Below are 11302 nucleotides of genomic sequence, written 5' to 3'. Positions count from 1 at the left end.
ATAATTTCCGGTTCCCAAGTGAAAAGTATCCGGGTTTCGGATTAATAAAACACAACGGACAGGCATTTCAATCTTTTATGTGCGCGGGAACCCTGACCCTCGGCATATCAGGCCTTGTTGATCATGGATTCAGCATATTCGAGTTGCTCCATTATCCATCCGAAACCCGGAGGAGTGCCAAAAAGCATTCCCTGCATTTCCGCGTAATCCTGTTTAATTATCCTGCGCGGTTCTGCCTGCGGAAGCAGTCTGAGAGACCCGGGTACGGCCTCTTCAAGCTTCTTCCATGCCTGACGGAAAGCCAGCATGTTATGGGCTCGCACATCATCCAGCAGACCTGTATCGGACAGTGCCGATCTGGCGATATCTGTTCTCATGTCTTCAAGGATATAGCTGCTGCATGCCAATCTGAGTTCTTCAAAGAGTTTTTTTCGTTTTTTGTTCGAAAGATTACTTACAACAGTAGGGTCTCTTTCTCCTTCAAATCCAAGACCTTTGCGATAGACGACTATGTCTACATCTTCTGAGAATCGCTGTACGAGGCCAAAAGCCTTTGAAAGAGATGTTCCGCCTTTGAAAAGCAGTTTCGGGTGTCCCTCGGGAAGGCCGTTGTAAAGTGCGTCAAGAACCAGACAGACCCAGAAGTCTTTCTCTATATCGTGCTTTCAAGTTTGAAACGCAACTTTTGATGTAGATTAAAAGGGCAAGTTGCGATAATCTTCGCAACTCTCTTTTAACGACCAGATCAAAAGGAGCGTTTGAATGAGAAAACCAAAGCAACTTACCCTGGAACAAAGATACCAGATTTACATCCTGCGCAAAGCAGGGCACAACCAGACTCAGGTCGCAAGGCACCTGGGGGTGCACAAGTCCACCATAAGCAGGGAACTCAGTCGCAATCGAGGCCGGCGGGGTTATCGTCCCAAGCAGGCGCAGAGGCTTGCGGATGCCAGGCGCAACAAATCTGGATTCGCGTGGAACTGCTGCTCAGAGAAGACTGGAGCCCCCAGCAGATAAGCTGCTGGCTTGCCCGAAACGAGGGGCTCAGGGTAAGCCACGAGAGCATCTATAAGCACGTGAAAGAAGACAAGATGAGCGGAGGGGATCTCCACACCCACCTTCGCTGCCGCAACAAGCGCAGAAAACGCTACGGAGCGCCCTTGCGCAGGGGACATATAAAAAACCGCGTCTGCATAACGGAGCGCCCCAGTGTGGTGGATGAGCGCTCTCGCTTGGGAGACTGGGAAGCCGACACTGTGCTTGGTTCAAGAAAAAAAGGCAAGGTGATTGTAACCCTCGCCGAGCGCAAGTCCCGCTATTGCATGATACTGGTCTCTGAGGACAGAAAAGCCAGATCTGTCTCCCAGGCCATACTCGAGGGGGCTTTGCCCATGCGCAAGCGCTTCGAGACAGTGACGTGCGATAACGGAAAGGAGTTCGCGCTGCATGAGGAACTCTCAAGCGAGCTCTCGGCGCGGTGGTACTTCGCCCATCCTTACCACTCGTGGGAGAGAGGGTCCTGTGAAAACGCAAACGGACTCATAAGGCAGTACTTCCCAAAGGGAATGAACTTCGGAGAACTGACCCAGGAGGATGCAGACAGAGTTATGGACAAATTGAACAACAGACCGAGACAATGCCTTGGCTTCAAAACACCAAATCAGGTATTCTTCGGCACTGATCCACCTGTTGCGTTTCAAACTTGAAAGCACGTCATATAAAGAAACCACCCGTTGCGCTTCCCGCGCGGAATCAATTTCAACACCACCAACCCCGCCTCTAAGTATCTTATACGGGGAGCGTTTTGTCAAGGAATGTAGCGAGGAATGTAGCGAGGATTGTAGCGAGGATTTATGAGAGGAACCGCGGGGCACCTTGTTCGAAAGTATGCTAGGTTCAGGGTACTGTTTTACTTGAAATGGTTTCATCGGAGTCAGGAAGACTGTCGGGTACGTCCGTTCCGCCGCGTCGGGACAGTATCCGCATGCGCGAGCGCGCACCTCTACCGAACTTCTCCCGCATCTTTTGCGGTCCTTGGCGCATCGCAACGGGCCTTTTCCTCCTTGCCACCATCATACTCGGCGCGCCGACGGGACCGGCCCGCGCACAGACCGACTCGGAATCGGCCACCTACACGGTAACGTTTGAAGGTAACTGGAACACCGACAGCACGCCCGACGGGGTTGTGGGCGGTGCGCATTTCACGACGCTAATCGGCGCCGTACACAACAGCGATGTGACTTTCTGGGCAGTGGGTGAGATGGCCACTGCTGGCGTGGAGAAGGTGGCGGAGCTTGGCATCACGGGTACGTTTGAGACAGAAATCAGCAATGCCGAAGAAGGAACTGTAATATCCATCGTCAAGAAAAGCGGCACCTCTGCCACGGGTACGAGGACATTTGAAGTCGAATTCAGCCGTACTCATCCCCTGCTTACCCTTCTATCGATGATCGGTCCTAGCCCGGACTGGTTTGTGGGCGTCTCCGCTCTATCTTTGCTGGATGAATCGGATGACTGGCTACCCTCTCACACGGTAGACCTGTTTTCCTATGACGCCGGAACTGAGAACGGGGAGGAATTTTCACTGAGCAATAGCGCTACCAGTCCACAGGGAGACATCACAAGTCTCAGGGGACAGGGCAGGTTCTCCGACGTGTGCATGGCAAGGTTGAGCTTCACTCTCAACAACGTCATTCCGCCGCTGGAAGAAACGGAAACCGGGGAGGTGGATACCGACGGCGGTGGAGGCTGCACTCTTGGAGGAAGTGATAGCGGCAGCGCGTTCGGCCTGTTTCTGGGCGCGTTGGCACTGCTTCTCGCGGTCTCGCTTAAAAGACACTTGGCAGAAGACAAGACGCATTGAGGCGAGGCGGGTTTATCAAAATCATGGCGCAACAGTGTAGACGAGGTTGAGAAAGCCAGCGTCGATAGAATCACTGGGGTGGCCCAAGTGCCACAGACGCGGAATAATGGAACTTTCGTCTGTCCCATAGGCTTCCTGATACAGCGTCTTTATGGACGTCAGGTCAAAAGAATAGTGATCTGTCGGGTACGCCTCGCACGTGTCATCGTTGTCGTCATGTGTCAGGGTGACGACGAGATGGACGGGATCTGATCCCATGAAGCTGCCGTCCGTGACGAGGGTGAAATCGTGTGTTTCACAACCGCCGCTGTACGATACCGTGAGGGTCAGCGTGTCGTTTTCGATGACCGGCGCATGCTCGCCGTCTATTTCGAGTTCATACGCATCGCTTTCCTCGAGTGCGATGGTTCTGGCCACATCGTTGATGACGACTGCCCCCTCGAGCGGGCGGTCGTCCGTGTCAGCGGGGGCCATGCTTGAGATGGTACCGTCCGGGTTACCGTCTGGGCCTTGTCCGCATGCTGTTGCGGACAGGAGCAAGAGACAGAGAGTGAACCTGCTTATTCTTTGCCAAGACATGTCTTGATTTCCTTCGAAATGGTCGGTTGGTGCTAATTTAAATGCTTGCCCCACGACCGTCAAGGCATCTGCAAGGAGTGTGTAAGGAGTCAATTGAATTGACCGAATTTTGAATAAATTAGTTCAGACATTGTCAATTCAAAGCACAGGAGTTACAATACGACTCAGCATCTTGAAGCCTAGGATCGAGCGTAACTGCTTGATATATAAAGCCCTTAAATATTAAATGACTACCTCTACGGTTCCCCAAGATTCGGCTGTTTTGTCCCTTGGAATTTCCGTACAAGCACGGCGGTTTTAAAACTCGGGATAATCACAATGGAAGTTTATTAGTCAGGAGGAAATTCATGTCAAAACCGAAAGTTTTTCCACCCTCAGAAGCTGTTACCGAAGGAGCCATGGTAAACAGGGACGAATATAACTGGATGTATCGTCAGTCGGTCAGGGATCCCGAGGGATTCTGGGGCGCCCATGGCAAGCGGATTGACTGGATCAGGCCCTATACCAAGGTAAAGGACACAAGCTACGGTCCTGGGGAAGTGTCAATCAGGTGGTTCTACGACGGGACCCTTAACGTGTCGGCAAACTGCGTTGACCGCCACGCGGAGAAAACCCCTGACAAGATCGCAATCATATGGGAGGGGGACGACCCTGCTGAAGACAGGAAGTTCACTTATGCGGAACTTAAGAGCGAAGTCTGTCGCATGGCTAACGTGCTTAAGTCTCTCGGCGCTCGCAAGGGTGACAGGGTAACCATATACATGCCGATGATTCCCGAGGCTGCCTTCGCCATGCTTGCGTGTGCGCGTATCGGCGCCATCCATTCGGTAGTGTTCGGAGGTTTTTCGCCGCAGGCGCTTGGGGGGAGGATCTCTGACTGTGAATCGGAGATAGTCATTACGGCGGACGAGGGGCTTCGCGGCGCTCGCAGGGTGCCTCTTAAGGTAAACATGGACAGGGCGCTTGAGGACGGTGCTGTGGACTCGATCGTAAAAAAGGTATTGGTAGTGTGCCGTACCGGGGCGGACGTTCCCTGGGACGGTGAGCGGGACGTCTGGTATCATGAGGCCGCGGCGGAGGTTTCCGATGACTGTGCGGCCGAGGAAATGGGCGCTGAGGATCCGCTTTTCATTCTCTACACCTCGGGTTCGACCGGAAAGCCCAAGGGGGTTTTGCACACAACCGGTGGCTACCTTGTTTACGCTTCGATAACTCACCAGTACGTGTTCGATTACCACGAAGGAGAGGTCTACTGGTGTACGGCTGACGTCGGCTGGGTCACCGGCCACAGCTACATCGTCTACGGACCGCTTGCAAACGGCGCTACCACTGTGATGTTTGAAGGGGTTCCGGGTTATCCGGACATGTCACGTTTCTGGAGAGTTTGCGACAAGCACAACATCAGTATTTTCTACACGGCCCCCACGGCTATCCGGGCGCTTATGCGCGAGGGAGACGGGCCGGTTAAGGAAACCTCCCGTGCCTCGCTTCGCGTTCTTGGTACCGTGGGAGAACCGATCAATCCCGAAGCTTGGATGTGGTACTACGAAGTTGTCGGCGATGGCCGCTGTCCCATAGTGGACACTTGGTGGCAGACTGAGACCGGAGGCGTTCTGATAACCCCGCTTCCCGGTGTAACGGACCTAAAGCCGGGTTCAGCCACACTGCCGTTTTTCGGGATCCGTCCGGAACTGGTTGACTCAGAAGGTAGCGTCTTAGAAGGCGCGGCTGAGGGAAATCTCTGCATAGCCGATTCATGGCCGGGACAGGCGCGTACGGTTTACGGAGATCACGACCGTTTTGTCGAAACTTATTTTACCGCCTATCCGGGCAAGTATTTTACCGGCGACGGTTGCCGTCGCGACGAAGACGGTTATCACTGGATCACTGGGCGCGTCGATGATGTTATAAATGTGTCCGGTCATCGGATGGGCACAGCCGAGGTGGAAAGCGCTTTGGTGTCGCACGGAAGCGTCGCCGAGGCAGCGGTGGTGGGCTACCCACACGAGATAAAGGGCCAGGGCATCTATGCCTACGTGACACTTAACGCCGATTCCGAGCCTTCAGAAGAACTTCGCGGCGAGTTGGTTAAGTGGGTAAGAAAGGAAATAGGGCCGATCGCCTCTCCCGATCTTATACAGTGGGCTCCGGGTCTTCCGAAAACCCGCTCGGGCAAAATAATGCGCCGGATCCTGCGCCGCATTGCCGCCAACGATTATGCTGATCTTGGCGATACTTCAACGCTTGCCGATCCATCGGTGGTTGACAATCTGATTGATAACCGGATGAACCGCTGAACGGCAGTAAATGGCCCGACCCGCCGGTTTTCAGACTTCTTGCTAAATGGAGAGCAGCAAAAAAACTTTACAAATCTGGAGTTGCGTTCCATGATTGTAAATGGGATGTGACAGGGCGAACGGTTGAGAACGAAATCTCGACATTTCATATGAGACTTAACAGATTTCTTTCCGAGTGCGGAATAACATCAAGAAGAAAAGCGGATAACCTTATAAAAGCGGGACGGATGACTGTAAACGGGAAGGTTGTTCGTACTCTCGGTTCCGTGGTGGACGAGACTGCCGACATGGTAGCGCTTGACGGAAAACCCGTGCGCAAGGAAAGGAAAAGATACGTGATGCTTAACAAGCCTCCCTTTTACCTCACTTCCCTCAAGTCCATGGAAGATGGAAAGAAAACGATAACGTCCTTCCTGGGAGGTATAGAGCAAAGGGTTTATCCCGTTGGCAGGCTTGACTACGACTCTGAGGGACTTCTAATTCTCACAAACGACGGGGAACTTGCAAACAGAATACATCACCCCAGGTACAAGGTGGTAAAAACTTATCTGGCCGAGGTTTCGGGGGATGTGCCGGATGATCTCGAAGCGGTACTTGGTGGAGGAGTGGAAATTGAAAAACGGTTTACGAAGCCGGATTCAGTGAGTGTTCTTCAAGTGTCCCCTGGGCGCGTGCGGGCAAGCATTTCGTTTCACGAGGGGAGAAAGCACCTTGTGAAAAAGTACTTTGAGGCCTTTGGCCTTCGGGTTGCTAGGCTTAAGAGAATTTCGTGTGGTAACGTACGTCTCGGCGAGCTTGGAAAGGGGGAGTGGCGTGACCTGAACCCCGGGGAAATCAAGAACCTCAGGAAGATGACGGGACTTTTGTCTCGAGATCAAAAGAAAACCCCGGGAGGCGCAGTGTGAGCAGGTTTATCACATTCGAGGGAATAGACGGAAGCGGCAAATCGACCCAGGCGAGGCTTCTAGCCGATTACCTCTCCAGCAAGGGGACCAAGGTGTTTTTTACCAAGGAACCGGGCGAGGGCAAACTCGGCGAGGCGATAAGAAATGAGATTCTCGACCGGAGAGATATCGATATTCAGCCCTACGCCGAACTCTGTCTTTTCTGCGCAGACAGGGCCCAGCACGTAAGGGAGCTCATACTGCCGAAACTAAAAGACGGTTACACGGTCATTTGCGACAGGTACTACGATTCGACCCTTGCTTACCAAGGCTCGGGAAGGGAGCTTGACCCTGATCTGGTTCTCCGCATGGCCGTGGCATCAAGCCTCGGTGTTGAGCCCGACGTCACCTTTTTTCTTTCGGTACCGGTTGAGCAGGCGCTTTTGAGACTCAAGGACCGCGGCAAAGAAAGGAACAAGATGGACGAGGAGCCGTTTGAGTTCCATAGCCGAGTGGATGAGGGTTACAGACAACTGATTGAAAAAGGGATCCCAAGGATCAAAGTAATAGAAGCTTCCGGTTCCCTCGAGGCGACCCAGATGGAGATAAGGCGCTTTTTTGAGTGATCATGCGTCTTGAACCGAATCTTTTGTCCTCTCGACAAGCTGTTCCACTCTAGGATACATGTAGATATGCAGGATGATTCCTATTATTGAGAAAGGAATCATATCTTGGGGATTTTTGCTTAAAAACGCGAGTACGAATCCAAGCAGCACAACGGTCTCGTTTATTCCCCAGGGAACCACGTGTGGGAGCAAGAGACGGTTTGAGAGTTCCTCTAGCCTTTTCCCCGGCTCCTGGCCCTGCGTTGAGAGAAATTTCTTGCGAAGCGATTTCTCAGAGAGGGTAAATCTGTATATGAGAAGGGAAATTACTCCAAGCACCGCTCCTCCAAGAAGAAATATTGCCTTTACGCTTTCTCTGACATCCGGCGCCTCGGGTGATTTGAAAACGAAGACCACCGCGGTGTAGGCAAACATGGCAAGCAGCAGGGCGGACCAGACTATTTTCAGGGCGCTTTGGTTCTTTGAGACGGATGGGGCGCGATTTTTCCTGTCCATGGTTCTGGGCGAGGGGTGGGATTGTGCGCTCAGGATGTGATCTTGGCGAAAATCACGCTCAGGATTATGAGCGCGACGAAGATTCCCATCATGTAAAAAGGCACGCTTGGGTTATATCCCTTTTCTATGTTCGGAACCCTTTTCTGGGACCAGATTATTGGGGCAACTTCGTTTTCATCCGGCGCCTCGGTTTCCTGCTCCGCCATTTCTTCTGTTTCCTGCTCTTCTGTTTCCGCCATTTTAAGGTTTCCTGAGACTGTGCGTACCAAAGAATTATCACGCAATCTCCCCCGAAAATCAAGTTTCCCGCAGGGCCCGGCGGTCCCTTGGGGATTCCTTGAAAACCCGGTCCCGTGTATTTATAATTATCTAGATATTGTAAAAGGCCGCGAAGTTCCGCGGCCGAACGGAGGTTTCAGAAATGGCGGATTACGCAAACCCGGATGTTTTGGTGAACACGGATTGGGTAGAGGAGCATATCGATGATTCCGATATCGTTATAGTTGAGTCGGATGAGGACATACTGCTTTACGAGATAGGACACATAAGAAATTCAGTAAAATTCGACTGGCAGACCGAGCTTCAGGATCAGCTTATAAGGGACTACGTGAGCAGGGAGGATTTTGAGGCACTGCTTTCGGAAAAAGGCATTTCAAACGACCACGCGGTGGTTTTCTACGGGGACAGAAGCAACTGGTGGGCCTGCTACGCGTTCTGGACCTTCAAGGTGCTTGGACATGAAAAGTGCCTTATAATGGACGGCGGCAGGCAGAAATGGGTCGACGAGGGAAGAGATATGGTAAAAGAGGTTTCCGAAAGACCGAAGACCGATTACAAGGTATCGGCTGTTGATGAGTCGATAAGGGCTTTTCGCGATGACGTTCTTGGACACATGAACTCGGGCAAGCCGCTTGTCGATGTTCGTTCCCCGAAGGAATATTCGGGAGAACTTCTTCACATGGAGGCTTACCCTCAGGAAGGCGCGCTTCGCGGAGGACATATTCCGGGCGCGGTAAACGTCCCTTGGGCTACGGCCGCAAATGAGGACGGAACTTTCCGCTCGGCCGATGAGCTTGTCGAGATATACGAAAAGGGGCAGGGGCTAAGCAAGGATCAGGACGTGATTGCCTACTGCAGGATAGGGGAGCGCTCTTCTCACACTTGGTTTGTCCTTACCTACCTTCTCGGGTTTGAAAACGTCAGGAATTACGACGGCTCGTGGACCGAGTGGGGGAACCTTGTAAGGGCTCCGATAGAAAAATAAAAGGAGAAACGTTTTTTGCGTGAATGAAAAAGGATGTGGTCTTACGGGTCCGCATCCTTTTTTTTTTGAAATTGCGGGGAAATGGCCAGCATAGATAAAATAGTCAGGGAATTTCAAGGGGCGGACCGTCAGGAAATGATAGAGCTCCTGATAGATTATTCGGAAGACCTTCCTGAGATTCCGAGGAGGTTCGCCGAACGTATGGACAGAGACCTCTACCAGGTGCACGAGTGTGAAACCCCGGTTTTTATCTGGGTCGAGATAGAAAACGGCAAGGCACGCATATTCGCTGACGTCCCGGAACCGTTTCCGACCGTGAGGGGGCTTGTGTCGATTCTCGTGAGCGCCTTTGACGGTCTGAGCCCTGAGGAGATCGAATCCGCGCCGGTGGACTTTATCTCCCAGCTCGGAGTGGCCCAGAAACTCGGGATAAGAAGAGTAAGGGGTCTCAGCGCGGTTTACGCTAGGATAAAAAGCGAGGTAAAAAGGCATGGTGCGGTCACATGATTGAAGAAGAAAGAATGAAAATGATCATGGATCACTACGAAAATCCGAGAAACTTCGGCCCGCTTGAGAGCCCCACGGTGACTCTTAGGGGAGGCAACCCCAATTGCGGAGACACTCTGAATATCTATATCCGCACAGCCGATGGGGGCGTCATAGAAGATATAAGTTTTGACGGGGAGGGCTGCACGATAAGCCAGGCTGCGGCTTCCCTTCTTACGGAATTTATAAAGGGGAAGACTGTGGAGCAGCTCGGAGAGCTCGACTCCGACTACCTCAGGGAACTTCTCGGCAAGGATATCATGGTAACCCGCCCGAAGTGCAGCCGCCTTGCCCTTGAAACCCTCAAATCATGGGCAAGGGATTTCGAGAGGGGAAAAACCGCTTGATTTTTGGTATAATTCACTTTATCACTCAGCCAGACTCAAGGAGATTCAAACGATGAAAAACGGCAAACTCGACAAAACGGTTCTGAACGAGAGAATTGAGGAAGCGCTTAAGTACCCGCTTTTCGATTCCATATTCAACAGGCGCTCAAGAAGATTCGGCCTTGGAATGGAGCTTAAGGACAGCACCCTTGAGTTCAAGTCGAAATATGATCCCGTGCCCCTTACCGAGGTGGAGGAAGCACTTCTGGTGTGGGCCGGAACGGGGCTCACCGGGCTTTGCTTGGCCGACTTGCCGCCGGAGAACGGGATAGACCTTCTCTGCCAGTGGACGGGAAGAACCTGGCCTTCTGCGTGCAATAACCACGGGACTGAGCTTTTTTTCACAAACGACAACGGCCTCTACCACGTGGACGTGAAGAACATGCTTCCCAAGGAGCATGAGATCGATCTGTTTTTCAAGCTCTCCCGCGAGGAGAAAATCGCTAGGGTCCTAGAACTTTACAGGGAAAGCCTTAACAAACTTGAGGACGGAAGGGCGGACATGCCCGATAAGATGCCGGGGCTTTTCGAGTTTAACCAGTGGAATGCAAACAAGCCCGGCTCCACGCTTTTTGTTCCGGTCACGGACGTAACTGAGGAATATCTGAATCTTCTTACCCTTTACTGTGCTCACAGCTACGGATTCACGATTATCGACGATCTTACCGGGAAGCCCGCGGGCGTTGAGAAGTGGGTGGAGAGTGGCAGGCTCAAGGGTGAAATCAAGCTTTCTCTGTTTGACCTTGAAGTAAGAATCCTAACGGGACTTAACGTTGAGCAGGCGTTTATTACGCAGAACATGGCCCTTGCCCTACAGCCCCTCGGGCTTGCGGGATGGGCGTTTACGGGCTTCATACCGAGATTTGCCATGGGAGCCGCCCCGAACCTGTTCAAAGGGCTCGGATTCCGGTTCATCCAGCCGAAAAAGGGTACGATCGATCCTCCCACTACCGTTCCCGTGGGAAAGGACGGGGTTTTTGAAGCCTACTGTCCGCCTTACTACGAGAATATGGATGATGCGATTGATCACTTCTTGGCCCACAAGTGGAAAGCCTGGGAGTCCGACAAGCCTTTTCCTTATACGGAACCCGACAGGCATCTCATGAAGGCCCCAAGACCGACGGAGACCACCATGCAGATTGTAAGGGATGTTGCGAACTACATTTATGACACTTACGGCAGATTTCCCGCGTTTATTGATCCCATGTACATGAGATTAGTTTTTCAGGCGATGCACATAGACGTGGATTTCTACGACCAGTACTACCCGAAGGGATCTTATTCGGACAGGCATCTGCAAGCTTTTCTCGAGAACAATCCGGACCAGAGAGAGCGGTTCGAGAAGTAGCATCTGCCCTGTGC

At 52.3% G+C, this 11302-nt stretch carries 12 protein-coding genes and 1 pseudogene; 9 read left to right on the top strand and 4 right to left on the bottom strand.

What is annotated here, in order from left to right:
- Positions 1-107 precede the first annotated feature (107 nt).
- Positions 108-656: a nucleotidyl transferase AbiEii/AbiGii toxin family protein gene (locus tag F4Z13_06950; GenBank protein MXZ48963.1), complete on the bottom strand. Its 549-nt coding sequence runs from the start codon at positions 654-656 to the stop codon at positions 108-110.
- A gap of 106 nt (positions 657-762) precedes the next feature.
- On the opposite strand from F4Z13_06950, the pseudogene F4Z13_06945 reads away from it, so the two are divergent.
- A pseudogene (locus F4Z13_06945) lies at positions 763-1706 on the top strand (IS30 family transposase).
- Positions 1707-1918: 212 nt separating this feature from the next.
- Complete coding sequence (locus F4Z13_06940) at positions 1919-2863, top strand: hypothetical protein (GenBank protein MXZ48962.1); 945 nt, start codon at positions 1919-1921, stop codon at positions 2861-2863.
- Between the two features lie 21 nt (positions 2864-2884).
- Here F4Z13_06940 and F4Z13_06935 read toward each other — a convergent pair whose 3' ends face one another.
- Positions 2885-3337 (bottom strand): hypothetical protein, encoded by a 453-nt coding sequence (locus F4Z13_06935; GenBank protein ID MXZ48961.1) that lies wholly within the window; start codon positions 3335-3337, stop codon positions 2885-2887.
- A 452-nt stretch (positions 3338-3789) separates the two neighbouring features.
- Here F4Z13_06935 and acs point away from each other — a divergent pair, with 452 nt between their 5' ends.
- The 3 genes from acs to tmk all read left to right on the top strand — a co-directional run bounded on the left by acs (position 3790) and on the right by tmk (position 7249).
- Positions 3790-5739, top strand: a complete 1950-nt coding sequence (gene acs / locus F4Z13_06930; protein ID MXZ48960.1) for an acetate--CoA ligase — start codon at positions 3790-3792, stop codon at positions 5737-5739.
- Positions 5740-5888: 149 nt separating this feature from the next.
- Positions 5889-6644, top strand: coding sequence for an rRNA pseudouridine synthase (locus tag F4Z13_06925; protein ID MXZ48959.1), 756 nt, complete (start codon positions 5889-5891; stop codon positions 6642-6644).
- Positions 6641-7249, top strand: a complete 609-nt coding sequence (gene tmk / locus F4Z13_06920; protein ID MXZ48958.1) for a dTMP kinase — start codon at positions 6641-6643, stop codon at positions 7247-7249. The genes F4Z13_06925 and tmk overlap by 4 nt, the downstream gene beginning before the upstream one ends.
- Here the strand turns inward: tmk and F4Z13_06915 are convergent, their stop codons facing one another.
- Together F4Z13_06915 and F4Z13_06910 are read right to left on the bottom strand one after the other, a co-directional pair.
- Positions 7250-7744, bottom strand: coding sequence for a hypothetical protein (locus F4Z13_06915; protein ID MXZ48957.1), 495 nt, complete (start codon positions 7742-7744; stop codon positions 7250-7252).
- Positions 7745-7773: 29 nt separating this feature from the next.
- Positions 7774-7983, bottom strand: coding sequence for a hypothetical protein (locus tag F4Z13_06910; protein MXZ48956.1), 210 nt, complete (start codon positions 7981-7983; stop codon positions 7774-7776).
- Positions 7984-8165: 182 nt separating this feature from the next.
- Here F4Z13_06910 and F4Z13_06905 point away from each other — a divergent pair, with 182 nt between their 5' ends.
- From F4Z13_06905 to F4Z13_06890, 4 genes are all read left to right on the top strand, one after another.
- Positions 8166-9008 (top strand): sulfurtransferase, encoded by an 843-nt coding sequence (locus F4Z13_06905; GenBank protein ID MXZ48955.1) that lies wholly within the window; start codon positions 8166-8168, stop codon positions 9006-9008.
- A gap of 81 nt (positions 9009-9089) precedes the next feature.
- Entirely contained in the window at positions 9090-9515 is a 426-nt protein-coding gene (locus F4Z13_06900; protein MXZ48954.1) for a SufE family protein, read from the top strand.
- On the top strand, positions 9512-9901 hold the full coding sequence (locus F4Z13_06895) for an iron-sulfur cluster assembly scaffold protein (protein ID MXZ48953.1): 390 nt from the start codon (positions 9512-9514) through the stop codon (positions 9899-9901). Before F4Z13_06900 ends, F4Z13_06895 begins: the two co-directional genes overlap by 4 nt.
- A gap of 52 nt (positions 9902-9953) precedes the next feature.
- Positions 9954-11288, top strand: coding sequence for a hypothetical protein (locus F4Z13_06890; GenBank protein MXZ48952.1), 1335 nt, complete (start codon positions 9954-9956; stop codon positions 11286-11288).
- The last annotated feature ends 14 nt before the right edge of the window (positions 11289-11302 follow it).

This window comes from Candidatus Dadabacteria bacterium (assembly GCA_009837205.1).
GTDB lineage: Bacteria > Desulfobacterota_D > UBA1144 > Nemesobacterales > Nemesobacteraceae > Nemesobacter.
The sequence above is the reverse complement of the archived record's forward strand: the minus strand, read 5'-3'. Positions and strand labels throughout refer to the sequence as shown.